The sequence below is a fragment of the Thiorhodococcus mannitoliphagus genome, from assembly GCF_010915725.1.
Classification (GTDB): domain Bacteria; phylum Pseudomonadota; class Gammaproteobacteria; order Chromatiales; family Chromatiaceae; genus Thiorhodococcus; species Thiorhodococcus mannitoliphagus.
Window position 1 is genome coordinate 16,054 of the sequence record NZ_JAAIJR010000053.1, and the last position, 18,811, is coordinate 34,864.

Here is an 18,811-nt window from a genome sequence, read left to right on the forward strand (position 1 = left end):
CTCATCCCGAAACGGCCATGACGGCGACCAACATCAATGGCCTAGGTGGCTTTCTACATCTGTGATGGACGCCTCAGCCAGCGCCGCGCGCAAGTCCGCCATCGCCTCCTCCAGACCGCCTCGACCACGAAACCCGAGCAGGATGTGCGGATCTTCTCCCATGTGAGGCAGGCTGAAGAGCTTGAGGTCGGGATGCGCCTGACCGAGTTGCTCCATCAGCGGAATCAGACGGCTCTCTGGCGTACCCCGCACCACCACCGCGGCCTCGGTAACAGCCGCGCAGCTTCCATAGTGCCGGTCCAAGACCCATTCAGCCATCGGCCAGGCCATCTTGGGGAATCCGGGGAGAAACCAGTGCTGCCCGGTCGAGAAACCTGGGATCTGGTTGACCGGATTGGGAATCAGCTCGGCGCCCTCGGGCAGATCCGCCATCAGCATGCGGTGGGGATAGGCATCGGCGCCGAACTTCGCCTCCAAGAGCGCACGGGCACCGGGATGACGGGTCAGCCTGCCCCCGGCCGCGGCGGCGGCACAAGCACGGGTGTGATCATCTGGCGTGGCGCCGATACCGCCGCAACAGAAAACGGGGTTCGAGCGCGCCATCGAGAAGCTCAGATGCGCTGTCAGCGTATCCGGGTCATCAGGCAGCAGCCAATACCAGGCCAGTTCATGACCACGCGCCTGAATCATGCGCTTGAAGGCGGCGAAGTGGCCGTCGGCGCGGTCGCCGTTCAGCACCTCATCCCCGATCACGATGAGCCCGAAGGCAATGGGCTGCGGCGCCGAGGTCATCCTTCGGCCCCGGATGGCAAATGATCCGCCAGCGGATCCTTCTTGCGATAGACCGTCCCCTGAAAGAGCGCGATCAGATGTTCGGACGCGTCCGTCACGCGAATGAGGTAGGTCGCCAGCTTGGGATTGATCGAGACCTCCTCGGCCTTCGCGACGAGCGGGCCCCGCCCGGCCGACTTGAGGAAGGAGACAGAAACATTGACCCCAAGCGCCACGCTGCCATGCGAGTTGGAGGCAACGGCGAAGACCAGATCCGCCAGGCTGAAGATGGCGGCGCCATGGGCGACACCCACGGCGTTGAGGTGGCGGTCCTCGATCTCCAGCCGCGCGCGCGCCCTGCCCGGCCCGACGTCCAAGAGTTCGATGCCGACATGCTCGGCGAAGCGGTCATTGCGAAAGAACTGCTGAATTTGATCAGGAGACATGGCTGAAAAGGTTGTGCTCAGAAAAGGTTGTGCTCAGATCGTTTGCGAGAACTTTGATCCCAAGAAGATTGGTCGAACCGCGCCCGATCGCGGCGGGGCGCCGCTCCCAGGTCGCACGGCCGGACTGGACGATCCGATGCTCAAGACTCCGAATCCTCCCTCGGCCCTGGCGAACGGGCAGGGTGCGAGGGCTTGCCGACGCATTCCTTCCAGCAAGGATGCAGGGCGATCAGCTCCAAGGCGCGCGCCAGCAGATCCTTGCCGGGATCCATCTTGAACCAAGTCGAGGCGCCCGAAGAGTGCGGCAGCGGGATGATGTCGGCCTCCCAGCCTTCGGCGGAGCGGTAGGACCATTGCTGGCCGACCACATCATTGAGACGTTTGCAGTCCATGAGCTGTGAGATGGCGAGCTTACCGACCGGCAGGATCAGGCGCGGGCGCAGCAGCGCCATCTCCGTTCGCCACCAGGAGCCGCAGCGCTCCACCTCGTCGCCATCGGGCACGCGATCGCCGCCCTTGGGATTCTTGCCTGGGAAGCAGCGACAGACCGCGCTCATCAGCACCTGACTCCGAAATGCCTGCTCGTCCAGACCGATGGACGCGAACCAGCCGAAGAGCGTCTTGCCGGCGGTCCAGCAGAAGGGGCGTTTCTGCTCGATCTCACGCGTGCCGGGCGCTTGCCCGATCAGCATGATGGATGAGATCACCGAGACGCTGTGCACGGGCGGCCCAAACATCTTCGGACAGCGTTGGCAGGCCTCGAGATCACGGTGAAGCTGATCGAGAGCGGACTGCCGATGCGCGAGGGAAGCATGCTGGCGGCTTGTATCGGACACCTCTGTCAATCCAGTCGGTCGATGATCTTTTCGATCTGAAGGCGATGAATTCGATTGTGCAGCGCGGCCAAGGCATGCCATTGACGCGCGGTCAGCGGCCCGAACCAAGGGTGCGGGTAACGCGCGCAGGACTGCAGTAAGCCCAGACAGTCGATCTGGTGGGCGTAACGCTCGACGAGCGCCTCGAGGGCCGGGATGCGATCCGGCCCGGCGTCGGGGTGGGGCTTGACGTCTTCGACGCGAATCTCGACCCCGTGGCCGCGAGCCGAACAGATGGCATGGATGAGGGCCGTGATGGCGGTGTTGATCATTACCAAATGGTCGAGCGTCATGTAGACGGACCAATCACGGCTTTCCGCCTCGATCCCCGGAAAGCGGCGAATGCACACTGGCCGCGTGCCGGCCTCCTCGGAAAGCCGGCGCGCCAAGGTCAGGGCACGCTCGGCGTCGCTTCGGAACTGCTCGAGGATCTTGCCCGGCGAGGCGAATGAGGCATAGAACCGGACCCAAATAGAGGCGGCTAGACGCTCGTGCGCGGGAATGCCAGCACCCGCTCCGGCTGGCTCCTTGCGCCCGCGCGGCATCATTTCTTGCTCTTGCCCCAGGTATCGCGCAGTCCGACCGTCAGATTGAAGACCGGGCGCTCTGGCGTCGCGTCGCGATCGACGACGAAATAGCCCTCGCGCTCGAACTGGAAGCGCTCACCCACCGCAGCGTCGCGCAGCGATGGCTCTAGGACGCAATCCGTCAGGACTTGAAGCGATGCGGGATTGATGTCATCGCGATAATCCGCCCCGCCGGCGCCCGGCATGACGGCCTGGAACAAACGATCATAAAGCCTAACCTCGGCGGGGACGGCATGCGCGGCGGAGACCCAATGGATCACACCCTTGACCTTGCGGCCCTCGGGATTCTTACCCAGGGTGTCCATGTCGATCGAGGCACGCAGCTCGGTCACCTCGCCGGCCGCGTCCTTGATGACCTCGTCACAGCGGATGACGTAGGCATTGCGCAGACGCACCTCCCCGTCAGGCACCAGGCGTTTGAAGCCCTTGGGCGGCACCTCCTCGAAATCGCTGCGATCGATGTAGATCTCACGCCCGAAGGGCAGGCGACGCGCGCCCATGGACTCATCCTTAGGATGATTCCGCGCCTCCACCTCCTCCGCCTGACCCTCGGGATAATTGGTGAGGACCACCTTGAGCGGACGCAGCACCGCCATGCGGCGCGGCGCATGGGCATCCAGGTCGTCGCGGATGGCACTCTCCAGCATGGCCATCTCGACCAAGTTGTCCGACTTGGTGATGCCGATGCGGTGACAGAACTCACGGATGGACGCCGGCGTATAGCCGCGACGGCGCAGCCCGGCGATGGTCGGCATCCGTGGATCGTCCCAGCCGTGAACGTGCGACTCAGAGACCAGTTCGGTGAGTCGCCGCTTGCTCATGACGCTGTACTCGAGGTTGAGCCGGCTGAACTCGATCTGGCGCGGCTTGCTCGGCACCGAGACGTTGCCGACGCACCAGTCGTAGAGCGGCCGATGGTCCTCGAACTCCAGGGTGCAAAGCGAGTGGGTGATGCCCTCGAGCGCGTCCGAGATGGGATGCGTGTAGTCGTAGGTCGGGTAGAGGCACCAGGTCGTGCCCGTCTGATGATGCACCACGCCATGCTTGATGCGGTAGAGCACGGGATCGCGCAGGTTGATGTTGGGCGAGGCCATGTCGATACGGGCACGCAGGGTGCGCGAGCCGTCCGGGAATTCACCCGCGCGCATGCGCGTAAAGAGGCTCAGGTTCTCCTCGACCGAGCGGTTGCGATAGGGGCTGTCCTTGCCGGGCTCCGTCAGGGTGCCCCGATACGCGCGCATCTCATCCGCGGAGAGTTCGCAAACATAGGCGAGCCCCTTATTGATCAGCTCGACCGCGAAATCGTAGAGCTTCTCGAAGTAGTCAGAGGCAAAATAGAGTCGATCGCCCCAGTCAAAGCCCAGCCAGCGCACGTCTTCCTTGATGGATTCGACGAACTCCACATTTTCCTTGTGTGGGTTGGTATCGTCGAAGCGCAGATTGCAGGTGCCACCGAAGTCTTGCGCCAGACCAAAATTGAGGACGATGGACTTGGCGTGGCCAATGTGCAGATAGCCATTCGGCTCGGGCGGAAAACGGGTCGCGACGCGCTCATGTTTTCCGGACGCTAGATCTGCTGCGGCAATCTGGCGGATGAAATTCGTACGGGGTGACTCGGCGGCGTCGGTCATGGTCTCTCAGGGGCTAGAAGATCAATAGGCACCGCATTCTAGCGGCTGTGCAGGCAATTGTAAGGCGTGAGCGAGATTCAGTGTCGCGCACGCGCTGAACAAGCACGCAAACCCCGATCACCAATCCCGCCTATGCTTTCAAAGCGAGGAGCGGTTCGCAGCAAACCCCTTTCGATCGCTGAGTCCACCGCCACCAGGATCCAACCGGAGCACCTTCCATGCTAGTCAAGTTCCAAACCAAGGCCTATGCGCCCATCACCATGTTCGGCGATGTCGCCGTCGCACTCATCAAGCTCATGGGCCACAGCGGCGCGGTGCCAGGCGCCTTACTCGCCGAGGACGTCCCGGCAGCGCTCGAGCGACTGGAGCAGGCCGTCGCCGAGCACGCCGGCGAGCACTTGGACCCCGAGCCCGGCGGCAAGGGCCAGGAGGACGCGTCAGCGCACGTCAGCCTGGCACATCGCGCGCTTCCCCTGATCGAACTCCTCAAGGCCGCGGCCGCGGAAAAGGAAAACGTCATGTGGGAGAACTGATTCGACGGCGTGTCACCGCTTCGCGATGACACGCAGTTACCGGCGTCAGGATGAAGCCGCGGCCCGCGCATCAATGAAGGCGAGGGCCTTATCGATCCGCCGCAAGGTCGCGTCCTTGCCGACCAACATCAGCGTCTCGTCGATGCCCGGCGACGCGGCACGACCCACGACTGCCACGCGCAGCGGCTGAGCCACCTTGCCCATGTTGACCTCCAGTTCTTCCGCGACGCGCTCGACCACGTGCTTGAGCTGCTCGGGCGTCCAGTCCTCGAAGGCCATCAGCTCGAAGGCGGCACGCAGCTTCTCCAAGCCCTCGCGAGCAACCGGACGCAGGTGCTTCTTGGCCGAGCCCTCGTCGTACTCCTCGAAGTCCCGGTAGCAGAAGGTGCTTATCTCGGCCAGCTCGGTCAGGGTCTTGGCGCGGGCGGCCTGCGCCTTGACCACATCGGCGAGGTCCGGCCCCGTGGAGGGGTCGATATCGAGCTTGCCCATGTGCGGGCTTAGGAGCCGTGCGATATGGCCGGGCTCCGCATGCTGGAGGTATTGCTGGTTGAGCCAGTCGAGTTTGTCCTTGTTGAAGGCGGACGCGGCCTTGTTGACGTCGCCGATGTCGAACAGCTCGATCATCTGCTCGACGGAGAAGACCTCCTGATCACCATGCGACCAACCCAAGCGCACCAGGTAGTTGAGCAAGGCTTCGGGCAGATAGCCCTGATCCCGATAGGCGACCACGCTCACCGCGCCATGCCGCTTGGAGAGCCGCGCGCCGTCGTCACCCAAGATCATGGGTACGTGCGCGTAGCGCGGCGGTTCGAAGCCCAGCGCGGTGAGAATATTGATCTGACGCGGCGTATTGTTCAGGTGATCGTCGCCACGGACGACATGAGTAATCTGCATATCCGCATCGTCCACCACCACCGTGAGGTTGTAGGTCGGCGTGCCGTCACTGCGGCGGATGATGAGGTCATCCAGCTCGGCATTGCTGAAGGGGACGCGGCCGCGGATCAGGTCGTCGACAACGACCGCGCCGTCCACCGGATTCTTGAAGCGAATGACGTGCGGCTCACTTGGATCCACTTGGCGATTGCGGCAGCGACCGTCGTAGCGCGGCTTCGCCTTGCGCGCCATCTGGTCGATCCGGAGCTTTTCCAGCCGATCCTTGGGGCAATCGCAGCGGTAGGCCAGCCCTTTGTCCAGCAACTCATCAATGACCTGGTTATAGCGGTCGAAACGCTCGGTTTGGTAGAAGGGACCCTCGTCGTAGTCCAAACCCAGCCAAGTCATGCCCTCCAAGATGGCGTTGACCGACTCCGTCGTGGAGCGCTCCAGATCCGTATCCTCGATACGCAGCACGAACTGACCGCCATGCTTGCGGGCGTAGAGATAGGAGAAGAGCGCCGTGCGGGCGCCTCCAACGTGCAGATAGCCGGTTGGTGAGGGAGCGAATCTGGTGCGAACTGTCATGGCTTTCCGGGCTGATTGATTGAATCGAGATGCGAAATTCTACACAGTGCCTGGTTTTCCTGCCCGCTTGTTCGTGCATCCAGCCATCGGTTATGTTGAACCTATGAGATTCGCAGAAGCAGACGATTCAAGCGGCCACCTGGTCGAGGGCTATGGGCCAGAGGGCATTCTGGTGGGTGGCCGGCGTTTTCGCAGCAGTTTGATCCTGGCGCCGGACCGCATCGTCGAGGACTGGGGGCCCAGCAGCGCGGCGGTCTTGGCGCGCGAGCACCTGGAGACCTTGCTGGCGCTGGATCCTCAGCTGATCGTGCTCGGCACCGGGGACACGCAAGTCTTTCCGCCTCCGGAAGTCTATTTCTGGGTGATGGAGCGCGGCGTCGGCATCGAGGTGATGGACACGGGCGCGGCCTGCCGCACCTACAATATCCTGATGTCCGAGGGACGCCGCGTCGCCGCGGGACTCATCCTCGGGCTCACCTGATACCCCCTCTTCGTTCGCTCCACGGGAGTCGTCACATCATGGATCGCAAGATGGTCTTATCCATCCTGGGCGCCGCAGTCCTGGGCTTCGCCGGCATGCTGCTGCTAATGCCGGATCCGGTCGATGACGGTGTCGTCAGGCTGCCTTGGCAGGTCGATCGCAATGAGCTGGGGCACACCCAGGTCTTTGGCTTCACGCTGGGCGAGACCACGCTCGCCGAGGTCCGCGCCGTCTTCCGGGAGGAAGGCAAGCTGAACCTGTTCAAGACCGTCGAGGAGCCGATCCGCTTCGCGACCGAGGCCTATTTCGAGCAGATCTATCTCGAGCGGCTGAGGGCCGATTTCGTCATCACCCTGGAGGTGGATCAGGCAACGCTGGAAGGGATGTACGACCGAGGACTGCGCATCAGCCAGCTCAGTAGCGGCGGCAAGAAGGTAAAGCTAGACCCAGCTGACATCGAGACGCTGACCTCGCGTCCAATTCAGAGCATCAGTTATCTCCCCAAAGCCCGGCTTGACGATGCCCTCATCACACAGCGGTTCGGCGAGCCGACGAGAAAGCTGACCGAGCCAGAGACCGGCATCGTGCATTGGCTCTATCCGGAGCGCGGTCTGGATATCGGGCGCGACGCCAAGGGTCACGTGGTTATCCAATACGTCAATCCCGCCGACTTCCCAGCGCTGACCGCACCGCTCGAGCCAATCGCCGCCGCCAGCAAGCACGGGGAGTGACGCCGCCTCATGGGCCGAACAGCCTGCTCCCTCTTTTCTGCTCCCGACCTGCGCGCTTATTTCGCGCTGTCGATGTAGCGGTCGCGCGCCGTTTTGGCGCGCTCGAAGATCTCCAGCAGACGGTCACTGTCGGCCCGGCGGATGCTCTCGGCAAGGTCGGTCATCTCGATGCCGAAGCGGGCGAGCATGGCGCTCAGGGCCTCGCGGTTGGCGATGCAGATGTCTCGCCACATGACGGGGTTGCTCGAGGCAATGCGGGTGAAGTCACGGAAGCCGCCGGCTGCATAGCGGAAGATCTCGTCGTTCTCGCGCATGCGCGCCAGGGCATCCACGAGCCCGAAGGCCAGCATGTGCGGCAGATGGCTGGTGGCGGCGAGGACTTCGTCATGATGACCAACCGACATGCTCGTCACCTCGGCACCGCAGACCTCCCACATCCGGCTGACCAGGCTCAGGGCCTCCGGATCCGTCTCAGGTAAGGGCGTCAGGATCACGCGCCGGTTCTGATAGAGTTCGGCGAAGGAGGCCTCCACCCCGCTGCACTCGGTGCCCGCGATCGGGTGTCCTGGCACTAACCGCGCGGGGACCTTGCCGAAGGCTGCGACCGCGTCCGCGACCACGCTGCCCTTGACGCTTCCGCCGTCCGTGATGACCGCACCCGCATCCAGCCGTTCCTTGATGGCCGACAGGGTCCCGCGCATCGCGCCCAAGGGGACAGCGAGAAAGACGACGTCCGCGCCGACGACCGCCTCCCCGGGATCATGGGTGAAGCGGTCGATGACGCCAAGCTCGACCGCCGTTTCGAGGTTGAGCGCCGAGCGGCCGCAGCCAACCACCTCGCCGACCTCCCCCGCCGCCCGCAGCGCGCGCGCCAGGGAGCCGCCGATCAGTCCGACGCCAATGACGGCGAGCCGCTCGATCATGCGGCCAGAACGGCCTCCAGGGCCGCGAGGCAGCGAGCGTTCTCGTCTTCGGTCCCGATACTGATCCGCAGGTGATTCGGCAGACCATAGTTGCCGACCGGACGCACGATGACACCGCGCTTGAGCAGGGCATCGTTGATGGGACCGGCCGGGCAACCGAGATCGACGCATACGAAGTTGCCGACGGAGGGGATGTAGCCCAAGCCCAATCGCTCAAAGCCAGCTGTCATCTGCTTCATGCCGGCCCGATTGAGTTCGACGGAGGCACGCACGTGTTCGCGGTCCGAGATGGCCGCGATCGCCGCCGCCTGCGCCAAGGCATTGACATTGAAGGGTTGCCGGATCCGATTGAGGAGATCCGCGACCTTGGGATCGCTAATGCCGTAACCGATCCGCAACGCTGCCAAGCCATGCGCCTTGGAAAAGGTGCGGGTCACGATGAGGTTCGGGAAGGTCTCGATCCAATGGGTCGCATCCGGGAAATCGGGCTCGGAGACGTACTCGGTATAGGCCTCGTCGACGACCACGATGCAGGTCGGCGGAAGCGCGCCAATGAAGGACTTGAGCGCCGTCGCGGAGAGCCAAGTCCCGGTCGGATTGTTCGGATTCGCAATCCAGACCACACGGGTCTTGTCAGTGACCAAGTCCGAGATCGCATCCAGATCATGGCCATAGTCGCGGGCCTTGGCGATACGCGCCGTCGCACCGACGGACTGGGTCGCAATGGGGTAAACCGCGAAGGCGTGCTCGGAAAAGACGGACTCGACGCCCGGCTGCAAGAAGACGCGCGCGACCAGATCCAAGACATCATTGGAGCCGTTCCCGACGGTGATCGCGGTCGGAGAAACGCCATGACGCTCGCCGAGCGCGCGTCTCAGCTCATAGCCGCCGCCGTCTGGATACCGGCCCAGCTCGGCGAGCACCCTGTTGATGGCTGCACGCGCCCGAGAACCTGGGCCAAGCGGATTCTCGTTCGACGCCAGCTTGACCGAATCTTGGATGCCCAGCTCGCGCTCAAGCTCGGCGACCGGCTTACCCGGGACATAGGGCGTCAGCCCAGCGATCCAGGGGGCTGCGATGGACAGAAAGGGATTATCAGCTTGGTTCATAGAAGGTTACAGACTTGATGGGTCGTCAGTTGCGCCACCCTCCCTACAGCGAGGAAGTCACGGCTGCGGAGTCACAAAACGGCAATCGGATAAGACCCTAGCACCTTGAACAGGAGCGCGTCCTTTTCCAGGCTCTGCAGCGCGTAGGCGACATTAGGGTCCGATCGGTGCCCGATGATGTCGACGAAGAACACATAGTCCCAAATACCGCGCCGCGATGGCCGCGACTCGATCCGGGTCATGCTGATCCCATGGACCGCCATGGGCGCCAAGAGGCTATGCAGACCGCCCGACTCGTTCTGGCAGGACAGCAAGAGGCTGGTCTTGTCTTGTCCGCTCGGAGGCGAATCCTGCTTGCCGATGACCAGAAAACGCGTGGTGTTGCTGGGCTCGTCCTCGATGCGCTCGGCAAGCACCTTGAGGTCGTAGATCTCCGCCGCTTGAACCCCGGCAACAGCCGCCGCGTTCGGCTCCTGGGCCGCCAGGCGCGCCGCCTCCGCGTTGCTGCCGACGGCGACACGCTCGGCCGTCGGCAGATTGCGGTCGAGCCATTCCCGGCATTGTGCCAGCGATTGCTGATGCGAGTAGACGGTGCCGATGGCACCGAGGTCCTCGGCATGGCTCAAGAGATGGTGATGGATGCGCAGACAGACCTCGCCCGTGATCATCAAGGGCGAGGTCATGAAGAGGTCGAGGGTGTGGCTGACAACACCCTCGGTCGAGTTCTCGACGGGCACGACACCAAAGTCGCAGGTATCCGACTCCACCTCGCGAAAGATTTCGTCGATGGTCCCCATCGCCTTGGTGACGACCGAGTGTCCGAAGTGCTTGATCGCCGCCGCCTGCGTGAAGGTTCCCTCAGGGCCAAGAAAGGCCGCGTTGAGCGGACGCTCCAGCGCCAGACAGGCAGACATGATCTCGCGAAACAGCCGGGCGACTTCTTCGCCATCCAACGGCCCCGGATTCGCGTCCTTGATCCGACGCAGAATGGCAGATTCGCGCTCTGGGCGATAGAACTGCACCGAGCGGTCGGTCGCCGCAGTCTTGATGTGCGCGACCTGCTGCGCGCAGCGCGCGCGCTCGCTGATGAGGGCAAGCAACTCCTGGTCGATGGCATCGATGCGGTTGCGGACCGCCCCGAGTTCTTCCTCTTCGCTGGTGGCTTTGGTCATGATGCGACGCGACCCGCTTAGCCCAGACAGCGCACCGACAGCACGCCCTCGATGGCCTGAATCTGCTTGACCGTATCCTCGGGACAACGCTGGTCGACATCGATCAAGGTCACCGCGACGTCACCGCGCGAACGGTTGAGCATATCGATGATGTTGAGCCCGGCGTTGGCGAGATCTGTGGAGATCTGACCGACCATGTTGGGCACATTGCTGTTCACAACCGCCAGGCGCAGCCCGCCGTTACGCGGCAGCACGATCTCCGGGAAGTTGACCGCGTTGGTCACATTGCCGTTCTCCAGAAAATCACTGATCTGATCGGCGACCATGATGGCGCAGTTGTCCTCCGCCTCTTTGGTCGATGCGCCGAGATGCGGCAGCGTCACGACACGCGGATGATCCTTCAGCAGAGTGCTCGGGAAGTCGCAGCAGTAGGCGTAGAGATGCCCCTGATCAAGCGCCGTCACCACGGCGTCATCGTCGATGATGCCGGCGCGGGAGAAGTTCAGCAGCACTGCCCCCTTGGGCAGGGTGCGGATGCGCTCGGCGTTGATCATGTGCTTGGTCTTGTCCGTCAGCGGCACATGGAAGGTCACGAAGTCAGAGCGTGACAGCAGATCGTCGATGCTGACCGCAGCCTCGACGTCGCGCTCCAGCTGCCAGGCACGGCTGACCGTGATGCTGGGGTCATAGCCAATGACCTTCATGCCGAGCGCGCGCGCCGCATTGGCGACCTTGACGCCAATCGCCCCAAGGCCGATGACACCCAGGGTCCGCCCCGGCAACTCGAAGCCGGCAAACTGCTTTTTCCCGGCCTCGACCGCCTTGTTGATCTCGGCATCGTCACCGCTGAGTTCGCGGGCGAAATGCCAGGCCTGTGCAATGTTGCGCGCCGAGAGCAGCATGCCGGCGATCACCAGCTCCTTCACCGCATTGGCGTTGGCGCCGGGCGCATTGAACACGGCCACGCCGCGCGCGGTCATGTCGGCGATCGGAATGTTGTTGGTCCCTGCGCCAGCGCGGCCGATGGCCTGGACCGTCTCAGGGATCTCCATGTCGTGCATCTTGGCCGAGCGCACCAGGATGGCGTCCGGATGAGCGATCTCGGAGGCGATCTCGTAACGATCGCGCGGCAGCCGCTCCAGGCCCGCCACGGAGATGTTGTTCAGCGTCTGGATCTTGAACATAAGCTAAAGGTGTCAGTTGTCAGGTTTCAGGTGTCAGTCTGGAATGCGAGGTGGGCAGAGCCAATTGCGACTGACAACTGACAACTGACAACTGCCCACTGATGCTCAGCCGTTCTTGCGCTCGAACTCCTGCATGAAGGACACCAGCGCCTCGACGCCTGATTCCGGCATCGCATTGTAGATGCTCGCGCGCATACCGCCGACGGACCTGTGTCCCTTCAGCGTCGTGAGCCCGACGGCCTTGGCCTCTTTCAGGAAGGTCTCGTCTAGATCGGCATTCGCCAGCGTGAAGGGCACGTTCATCCAAGAGCGCGACACCGGATCCACCGGATTCTGGTAGAAGCTCGAGGCATCGATGCAATCGTAGAGACGCTTGGCCTTGCGTGCGTTGATCTCCGCCATCGCTGCCAGGCCGCCATTGCCCTTCAGCCACTGAAACACGAGGCCGGCCAGGTACCAGGCATAGGTGGGCGGCGTGTTGTACATAGAGTCGTTGTCCGCCTGCACCTTGTAGTCGAACATGGTCGGCGTGCCATTCATCGGCTGACCCATGAGGTCATCACGCAGGATCACGATGGTCAGACCGGCCGGACCGATGTTCTTCTGAGCACCCGCGTAGATGAGCCCATAGCGGGACACATCGATGGGGCGCGACAGGATGGTCGAGGACATGTCGGCGACCAGAGGCTTGCCGTTGGTCTCTGGAATATAGGAGAACTCGACACCCTGGATCGTCTCGTTGGAGGTGTAGTGAACATAGGCCGCGTCGGCGCTCAGGTCCAGCTCTCCCTGAGCGGGCGCGCGCGTGAACTTGGTGTCTTCCGTCGTCGCCGCGACATGCACCGCGCAATAGCGGCGCGCCTCGGCGATGGCCTTCTTGGACCAAGAGCCCGTGCTGATGTAGTCGGCGCTTTCCGCCCCTTGGAGCAAGTTCATGGGAATGGCCGTGAACTGACTCGAGGCCCCGCCTTGGAGGAAGAGCACCTTGTAGTTGTCCGGGATGCTCATCAGCTCGCGCAGATCGGCCTCGGCCTGGGCGGCAATGGACATGAACTCCTTGCCGCGGTGGCTCATTTCGGCCACGCACATGCCGCTGCCGTGCCAGTCGAGCATTTCGTCGCGGGCCTGGGCCAGGACCGGCTCCGGCAGCATTGCCGGTCCGGCGCTGAAGTTGTAGACGCGAGCCATTCTGGATTTCTCCGTTCGCTTTGCTGGTTAGTCTGTGTCGGTGTCCGGTTCGACACCGTCGTCGGCGACGTCGCTCTCGTTAGGCTCGTCCCCGTTGTCTTTGTCCCCGTTTTCCAAGGCGACGACGCGCTCGATGTAGCACAGACGCTCGCCCTCTGCGAGATTGATCAGCTTCACGCCCTGTGCGCTACGCCCGACGATCGGGATCTCGTCGACATTGGTGCGGACGAGGTGGCCGCCCTCGGTAATGAGCATGATCTCGTCCCCCGGCCGCACCAGCACCGCACCCACCTGAGCCCCGTTGCGCTCCGAGGTGCTGATGCCGATCACACCCTGGGTGCCGCGCCCCTTGGTCGGGAACTGATCCACCGTGGTGCGCTTACCATAACCCTTCTCGGTCACGCTGAGCACCGTGCCCGGCTCCGGGATGACCAGCGAGATAACGCGCTGGTCTTCGCGCAGCACCACGCCGCGGACACCGTGCGCGGTGCGGCCCATGGCGCGCACATGCTGCTCCGAGAAGCGCACGGCCTTGCCAGCGGAAGTGAACAACATCAGATCCTGATTGCCGTCCGTGATCGCGACGCCGACGAGATGTTCGTCCTCACGCAGGTCGATGGCGATGATGCCGCGGGAGAGCGGGCGCGAAAAGTCTTTGAGCGGCGTTTTCTTCACCGTGCCGGCACTGGTCGCCATGAAGACGAAATAGCCTTCCTCGTACTCGCGCACCGGCAGCACGGCGTTGATCCGCTCGTTCTGCTCGAGCGGCAGCAGGTTGACCATCGGCCGGCCACGGGCACCGCGCCCGGCTTGGGGCAGCTCGTAGACCTTGAGCCAATAGACCCGACCGCGGCTGGAGAAACAGAGCACAGTGTCGTGCGAGTTGGCGACGAAGATGCGGTCGATGAAGTCCTCTTCCCGGAAGGACGTCGCGCTCCGGCCCTTGCCGCCGCGCTTCTGGGCCTGATAGTCGCTCAGAGGCTGCGCCTTGACATAGCCCTGGTGCGACAGCGTCACCACGACATCCTCTGGGGCGATGAGATCCTCAAGGGTCAGATCCGTCTGGTCGACTTGGATCTCGGTGCGCCGCTCATCGCCGAACTGTTCGCGCACAGCGATCAGCTCGGCGCGGATGACCTCCATGAGTCGGTCGGGATCCGACAGGATCAGCAGCAATGCGGCGATGGTTTCCAGAATCTCCTCGAACTCCTTGAGGATCTTCTCCTGCTCCAAGCCGGTGAGCCGATGCAACTGCAGATCCAAGATGGCCTTGGCCTGGCGCTCGCTGAGCTTGTAACCCTCATCGCTCAGGCCAAAGCCTTGCGCTAGGTCCTCAGGCCGCGTCTGCTCCGCCCCTGCCCGTTCGAGCATCGCGGAGACATCGCCCAGCGGCCAAGCGCGCGTCATGAGACGCTCACGGGCCTCGGCAGGGCTCGCCGAGCGCTTGATGGTCTCGATCACATCGTCGATGTTGGCCAGCGCAATAGCGTAGCCTTCTAAGACGTGTGCGCGATCACGGGCCTTGCGCAGCAAGTAGAGGGTGCGGCGCGTCACCACGTCGCGGCGATGACGCAGGAAGTATTCGAGGACCTGCTTGAGATTCAGTGTCAGCGGCTGGCCATCGACCAGAGCGACCATGTTGATGCCGAAGACCTGCTGCATCTGGGTGTGCTGATAGAGGTTGTTCAGCAACACCTCGGCATAGGTATCGCGCTTGAGCTCGATGACGATACGCATCCCGTCCTTGTCGGACTCGTCACGCAGCCCATCCTGGGCGATACCCTCGATCTTTTTCTCCTTGACCAGCTCGGCGATGCGCTCGAGCAGACGGGCCTTGTTGACCTGATAGGGAATCTCGGTGACGACGATCGCCTCGCGCCCGCTGCGCTTCTGGACCTCGGTGATGGTCCGCGCACGCATGACCACGCGACCACGGCCGGTGCGGTAGGCCTCGCGGATGCCGCGCACCCCATTGATCAGCCCCGCCGTCGGGAAATCCGGTCCCGGCACGATCTCGATCAGCTCCTCGATGGTGACGAGCGGGTTCTCGATGATCGCCAGGCAGGCGTCGATGACTTCGCGCAGGTTATGCGGCGGGATGTTGGTCGCCATGCCCACCGCGATGCCGGAGGAGCCGTTGACCAAGAGATTCGGGAAGCGCGCCGGCAGGACGGAGGGCTCCTGCTCGGTATTGTCGTAGTTCGGAACGAAGTCGACGGTATCCTTATCGAGGTCATCGAGCAGCGCCTCGGAGATGCGCTTCATGCGCACTTCGGTGTAGCGCATGGCCGCGGGCGGGTCACCATCCACCGAGCCGAAGTTTCCCTGACCGTCGACGAGCAGGTAGCGCAGCGAGAATGGCTGCGCCATGCGGACCATGGTGTCGTAGATGGCAGAGTCGCCATGGGGATGATACTTACCCATGACATCACCGACGACGCGCGCGGACTTGCGATAGCCGCGGTTCCAGACGTTGCCCTGCTCGTGCATGGAGAAGAGAACCCGACGGTGAACCGGCTTGAGGCCGTCTCTCACATCCGGCAGCGCCCGTCCGACGATGACGCTCATGGCGTAATCGAGATAGGACTGACGCATCTCGTCCTCGAGATTGATGGGCAGGACTTCTTTCGCGAAATCTGGCATGGGCGTGGTTAATCGACTCTTGGATGACAGTGCGCCACGCAGCGGCTGCCGCCGCATTCAGCGTGCTCGTAACCTGCGGATTCTAACACGCCAGGCATCCGATCGCTGAGTCGACAACGGCTGCCGAAATGACAAGCGCGAGCCCAGCCAAGGCGCAAGCGCAAGTGACTCAAGCCGATCCGCCAGTATCAAACGGAGAGCCTACGTTGCAGGCCAACCAGTCTGTTGGACGCGAGACGCATCATCCCGAGAGAAGCAGTCACGAGCGTCTTTGCCTGAGCTTCAAATTGCCGCGCTGAGACCATCACTCATGGCCCGCGTCGCCTTAGAGGGCGACACTCCCAGCGGAGCTGCCAGAGCGATGAGACCCGGCCGAATCAAGCCATCAATGCCTGCATCTTCTCAAGCGTCGGATCGAGCACGACGCCGCGCTCGGTGACGATGGCATCGACCAAGCCAGCCGGCGTCACATCGAAGACGGGGTTGCGCGCCTCGCAGCCCGCTGGGGCGATGCGGCGCCCGCCACAGCTCAAGAGTTCGACCGGATCTCGCTCTTCGATCGGGATATCCGCACCAGAAGCAACCTCCATATCCACCGTCGAGGTTGGCGCTGCGACCATGAACTTGATGCCATGGTGCCTGGCCATCACCGCCAACCCGTAGGTCCCGATCTTATTGGCGACGTCGCCATTCGCCGCAATGCGGTCGGACCCAACGATGACCCACCCGACACGACCGCCAGCCATGAGGCTCGCGGCCGCACAGTCCGCCTGCAAGGTCACGGGAATGCCGTCATGCATCAGTTCCCAGGCGGTGAGCCGTGCTCCCTGCATCCAAGGCCGCGTCTCATCGGCATAGACGCGGCGGATCTTGCCGGCGGCGAAAGCACTGCGCACCACCCCGAGAGCCGTCCCGTAGCCGCCGGTCGCCATCGCGCCTGCATTGCAATGCGTAATCACCTCGGTCGGCCCCTGGATCAGCTCGGCTCCCAGCTCGCCCATACGCCGATTCGCGGCACGGTCTTCCTCATGGATCGCAATGGCCTCGGCGGTCAGCGCCTCGGTTGGGTCGCTTGCATCGAGCTCCGCGATCCGGGCCCGCATGCGGCGAATCGCCCAAAAGAGATTCACCGCCGTTGGCCTGGAGGCCGCCAGTCGCCCCAAGTCGGCCTCGATCGCCTGCTTCCAGCCCTCCCCGGCGGCGATATAAGCGCTGCGGCCAGCGAGCACGACACCGTAGGCCGCCGCTACCCCGATTGCCGGCGCCCCGCGCACCACCATGGCGCGAATCGCATCTGCAACATCGCAAGCCTGGTCATAACCGAGAAACTCCGCGCGTTCGGGCAGCACCCGTTGATCGGTCAAGTAGAGCCGGCCTTGATGCCAAAGCGCGGCGTCATCAGGTGTCGGGGTGGAGGGCAGTGCGGTGGTCATGGGAAGCTCCTTATGGCATGTTGCAGCGCATTGTCCCTGATTCGACGTCACAACCAAAGGTCCGACCATGCAAGCCGAGCTTCTTGTGCATTCTCAGTGGATCCTGACCGTGGACCCCGAGAATCGGCAACTCACCGATCACGCCGTCGCCATTGCGGACGGACGCATCCTCGCCATCTTGCCCTACGACGAAGCACAGCGCTCCGTCGAGGCTCAGCGCGTGGTGGAGCTGCCCGGTCATGTCCTCATTCCCGGTCTGGTGAACGCGCACACCCACGCGGCCATGACCTTGATGCGAGGCCTGGCCGACGACCTCCCCCTCATGACCTGGCTGCATGACCACATCTGGCCGACGGAGAAACGCTGGGTCGACCCCAACTTCGTGGCGGATGGAACGCGCCTGGCAGTCCTCGAGATGCTGAGAGGCGGCGTCACCTGCTACAACGACATGTACTTCTACCCGGAGGTCACGGCCCAGGTCACCGCGGAGGCCGGCATGCGCGCCGTGATCGGCATGATCGTGGTCGACTTCCCCACGGGCTATGCCGAGTCGGCCGATGCCTACATCGCCAAGGGCCTGGCGCTAAACGACCAATACCGCAGCCATCCGCTGATTCGGGTCGGCTTCGCACCACACTCACCCTACGCCGTATCCGATGAGCCGCTCAAGCGCGTCCAGACATTGGCCAACGAGTTGGAAGTGCCGATCCATATCCACTTGCACGAAACTCAAGACGAGGTGGTGCAATCGCTCCGCGATCATGGCGAGCGCCCCATCAAGCGGCTCGATCGGCTCGGCCTGATCGGCCCGTCGCTCGTCGCCATCCATATGACCCAGCTCGAGGACGCGGAGATCGAGCGGCTCGCCGAGACTGGCGCCCATGTCGTGCACTGCCCTGAGTCCAATCTCAAGCTGGCCAGTGGCTTCTGCCCGGTCGCTAAGCTGCTCGAGGCCGGCGTCAACGTCGCCTTGGGAACCGACGGCGCGGCCAGCAACAACGACCTCAACCTGCTCGGAGAAATGCGCACCGCCGCCCTGCTCGGCAAAGGCGTATCTGGCTCGGCCAGCGCAGTCCCGGCAACGGACGCCCTGCGGATGGCGACCATCAATGGCGCCAAGGCCCTCGGTATCGAGGACGAAATCGGCTCCATCGAACCTGGCAAATCGGCTGACCTGGTCGCCATGGACCTGCGCGATTCCCACACCCAGCCGCTCTACCACCCCAATTCGCAGATCGTCTACGCCGCCGGAAGGCATCAAGTACGACAGGTCTGGATCCGCGGGCGCCAAGTCATCCGCGACGGCGCCCCGACAACGCTGCACGGCGCCGAAGTGATTTCGGCAGCGCAGGTTTGGCAGGCGCATTTAGAGGCCTACGCCACATGACCACCTGACGCGATGAGTGGCCATCCGAGCTGCTGGGCTGCGGTTGGCCCATCGAAGTTCTGGGAGAACCATTGGAGGGTCGGCGCGCTGAATGCTTCCATCAGGGGAGCGTTGAGGCGGCGCTGGGGGTATTTGGAGCAGTTATATGGCTCCTGAATCGGCGCTGGGGCGAATGTTTTTCCTTGCGCAAAGAAAAACCCCCGTCACCTGATTTGGGTAGCGGGGGTTTTAGGGATAAGGCCCTGGCGGTGAC

17 protein-coding genes are annotated in these 18,811 nt (G+C 63.3%); 4 read left to right on the top strand and 13 right to left on the bottom strand.

Annotated elements, in window-relative coordinates; genetic code table 11:
* Positions 1 to 33: 33 nt before the first annotated feature.
* The 5 genes from G3480_RS13860 to G3480_RS13880 form a co-directional block, all read right to left on the bottom strand.
* The gene (locus tag G3480_RS13860; protein WP_164654485.1) at positions 34 to 792 is read right to left on the bottom strand and encodes a competence/damage-inducible protein A; all 759 of its coding nucleotides are present in this window, start codon (positions 790 to 792) and stop codon (positions 34 to 36) included.
* Positions 789 to 1,217: a PaaI family thioesterase gene (locus G3480_RS13865; RefSeq protein WP_164654486.1), complete on the bottom strand. Its 429-nt coding sequence runs from the start codon at positions 1,215 to 1,217 to the stop codon at positions 789 to 791. Before G3480_RS13865 ends, G3480_RS13860 begins: the two co-directional genes overlap by 4 nt.
* A 140-nt stretch (positions 1,218 to 1,357) precedes the next feature.
* The gene (locus tag G3480_RS13870) at positions 1,358 to 2,053 is read right to left on the bottom strand and encodes a uracil-DNA glycosylase family protein (protein ID WP_338114139.1); all 696 of its coding nucleotides are present in this window, start codon (positions 2,051 to 2,053) and stop codon (positions 1,358 to 1,360) included.
* Between the two features lie 5 nt (positions 2,054 to 2,058).
* On the bottom strand, positions 2,059 to 2,640 hold the full coding sequence (locus G3480_RS13875) for a DinB family protein (RefSeq protein WP_164654488.1): 582 nt from the start codon (positions 2,638 to 2,640) through the stop codon (positions 2,059 to 2,061).
* The gene (locus tag G3480_RS13880; protein WP_164654489.1) at positions 2,637 to 4,310 is read right to left on the bottom strand and encodes a glutamine--tRNA ligase/YqeY domain fusion protein; all 1,674 of its coding nucleotides are present in this window, start codon (positions 4,308 to 4,310) and stop codon (positions 2,637 to 2,639) included. The genes G3480_RS13875 and G3480_RS13880 overlap by 4 nt, the downstream gene beginning before the upstream one ends.
* Before the next feature lie 218 nt (positions 4,311 to 4,528).
* On the opposite strand from G3480_RS13880, the gene G3480_RS13885 reads away from it, so the two are divergent.
* Positions 4,529 to 4,843 (top strand): DUF1840 domain-containing protein, encoded by a 315-nt coding sequence (locus tag G3480_RS13885; protein WP_164654490.1) that lies wholly within the window; start codon positions 4,529 to 4,531, stop codon positions 4,841 to 4,843.
* A gap of 45 nt (positions 4,844 to 4,888) precedes the next feature.
* Here the strand turns inward: G3480_RS13885 and gltX are convergent, their stop codons facing one another.
* Positions 4,889 to 6,307 carry a glutamate--tRNA ligase gene (gene gltX, locus G3480_RS13890; protein WP_164654491.1) on the bottom strand — a complete coding sequence of 473 codons (1,419 nt, stop codon included), beginning with the start codon at positions 6,305 to 6,307 and terminating at the stop codon, positions 4,889 to 4,891.
* 103 nt (positions 6,308 to 6,410) lie between these two features.
* Here gltX and G3480_RS13895 point away from each other — a divergent pair, with 103 nt between their 5' ends.
* Together G3480_RS13895 and G3480_RS13900 are read left to right on the top strand one after the other, a co-directional pair.
* Positions 6,411 to 6,788, top strand: a complete 378-nt coding sequence (locus G3480_RS13895) for an Mth938-like domain-containing protein (protein ID WP_164654492.1) — start codon at positions 6,411 to 6,413, stop codon at positions 6,786 to 6,788.
* A gap of 50 nt (positions 6,789 to 6,838) precedes the next feature.
* Positions 6,839 to 7,519: a hypothetical protein gene (locus G3480_RS13900; protein WP_338114140.1), complete on the top strand. Its 681-nt coding sequence runs from the start codon at positions 6,839 to 6,841 to the stop codon at positions 7,517 to 7,519.
* A gap of 56 nt (positions 7,520 to 7,575) precedes the next feature.
* Here the strand turns inward: G3480_RS13900 and G3480_RS13905 are convergent, their stop codons facing one another.
* The 7 genes from G3480_RS13905 to mtnA form a co-directional block, all read right to left on the bottom strand.
* On the bottom strand, positions 7,576 to 8,442 hold the full coding sequence (locus G3480_RS13905) for a prephenate dehydrogenase (RefSeq protein WP_164654494.1): 867 nt from the start codon (positions 8,440 to 8,442) through the stop codon (positions 7,576 to 7,578).
* Positions 8,439 to 9,551 carry a histidinol-phosphate transaminase gene (gene hisC, locus G3480_RS13910; protein ID WP_164654495.1) on the bottom strand — a complete coding sequence of 371 codons (1,113 nt, stop codon included), beginning with the start codon at positions 9,549 to 9,551 and terminating at the stop codon, positions 8,439 to 8,441. Before hisC ends, G3480_RS13905 begins: the two co-directional genes overlap by 4 nt.
* Before the next feature lie 71 nt (positions 9,552 to 9,622).
* Positions 9,623 to 10,723, bottom strand: coding sequence for a prephenate dehydratase (gene pheA / locus G3480_RS13915; RefSeq protein WP_164654496.1), 1,101 nt, complete (start codon positions 10,721 to 10,723; stop codon positions 9,623 to 9,625).
* A 17-nt stretch (positions 10,724 to 10,740) separates the two neighbouring features.
* Positions 10,741 to 11,907, bottom strand: a complete 1,167-nt coding sequence (locus G3480_RS13920) for a phosphoglycerate dehydrogenase (RefSeq protein WP_164654497.1) — start codon at positions 11,905 to 11,907, stop codon at positions 10,741 to 10,743.
* 105 nt (positions 11,908 to 12,012) lie between these two features.
* The gene (gene serC / locus G3480_RS13925) at positions 12,013 to 13,095 is read right to left on the bottom strand and encodes a 3-phosphoserine/phosphohydroxythreonine transaminase (protein ID WP_164654498.1); all 1,083 of its coding nucleotides are present in this window, start codon (positions 13,093 to 13,095) and stop codon (positions 12,013 to 12,015) included.
* 27 nt (positions 13,096 to 13,122) lie between these two features.
* The gene (gene gyrA / locus G3480_RS13930) at positions 13,123 to 15,738 is read right to left on the bottom strand and encodes a DNA gyrase subunit A (RefSeq protein ID WP_164654499.1); all 2,616 of its coding nucleotides are present in this window, start codon (positions 15,736 to 15,738) and stop codon (positions 13,123 to 13,125) included.
* 377 nt (positions 15,739 to 16,115) lie between these two features.
* Positions 16,116 to 17,171 carry an S-methyl-5-thioribose-1-phosphate isomerase gene (gene mtnA, locus G3480_RS13935; RefSeq protein ID WP_164654500.1) on the bottom strand — a complete coding sequence of 352 codons (1,056 nt, stop codon included), beginning with the start codon at positions 17,169 to 17,171 and terminating at the stop codon, positions 16,116 to 16,118.
* 67 nt (positions 17,172 to 17,238) lie between these two features.
* Between mtnA and G3480_RS13940 the strand changes: the two genes are divergently transcribed.
* A complete protein-coding gene (locus G3480_RS13940; RefSeq protein WP_164654501.1) occupies positions 17,239 to 18,558 on the top strand; it encodes a TRZ/ATZ family hydrolase in 1,320 nt (439 codons plus the stop codon).
* The last annotated feature ends 253 nt before the right edge of the window (positions 18,559 to 18,811 follow it).

Bases quoted from the DNA above. Each gene is read 5' to 3' on its own strand.
- pheA (WP_164654496.1), bottom strand. From the start codon at position 10,723: ATGACCAAAGCCACCAGCGAAGAGGAAGAACTCGGGGCGGTCCGCAAC.
- serC (WP_164654498.1), bottom strand. From the start codon at position 13,095: ATGGCTCGCGTCTACAACTTCAGCGCCGGACCGGCAATGCTGCCGGAG.
- G3480_RS13865 (WP_164654486.1), bottom strand. From the start codon at position 1,217: ATGTCTCCTGATCAAATTCAGCAGTTCTTTCGCAATGACCGCTTCGCC.
- G3480_RS13895 (WP_164654492.1), top strand. From the start codon at position 6,411: ATGAGATTCGCAGAAGCAGACGATTCAAGCGGCCACCTGGTCGAGGGC.
- G3480_RS13880 (WP_164654489.1), bottom strand. From the start codon at position 4,310: ATGACCGACGCCGCCGAGTCACCCCGTACGAATTTCATCCGCCAGATT.
- G3480_RS13900 (WP_338114140.1), top strand. From the start codon at position 6,839: ATGGTCTTATCCATCCTGGGCGCCGCAGTCCTGGGCTTCGCCGGCATG.
- hisC (WP_164654495.1), bottom strand. From the start codon at position 9,551: ATGAACCAAGCTGATAATCCCTTTCTGTCCATCGCAGCCCCCTGGATC.
- G3480_RS13920 (WP_164654497.1), bottom strand. From the start codon at position 11,907: ATGTTCAAGATCCAGACGCTGAACAACATCTCCGTGGCGGGCCTGGAG.
- gltX (WP_164654491.1), bottom strand. From the start codon at position 6,307: ATGACAGTTCGCACCAGATTCGCTCCCTCACCAACCGGCTATCTGCAC.
- G3480_RS13905 (WP_164654494.1), bottom strand. From the start codon at position 8,442: ATGATCGAGCGGCTCGCCGTCATTGGCGTCGGACTGATCGGCGGCTCC.
- gyrA (WP_164654499.1), bottom strand. From the start codon at position 15,738: ATGCCAGATTTCGCGAAAGAAGTCCTGCCCATCAATCTCGAGGACGAG.
- G3480_RS13860 (WP_164654485.1), bottom strand. From the start codon at position 792: ATGACCTCGGCGCCGCAGCCCATTGCCTTCGGGCTCATCGTGATCGGG.
- G3480_RS13885 (WP_164654490.1), top strand. From the start codon at position 4,529: ATGCTAGTCAAGTTCCAAACCAAGGCCTATGCGCCCATCACCATGTTC.
- G3480_RS13875 (WP_164654488.1), bottom strand. From the start codon at position 2,640: ATGATGCCGCGCGGGCGCAAGGAGCCAGCCGGAGCGGGTGCTGGCATT.
- mtnA (WP_164654500.1), bottom strand. From the start codon at position 17,171: ATGACCACCGCACTGCCCTCCACCCCGACACCTGATGACGCCGCGCTT.
- G3480_RS13940 (WP_164654501.1), top strand. From the start codon at position 17,239: ATGCAAGCCGAGCTTCTTGTGCATTCTCAGTGGATCCTGACCGTGGAC.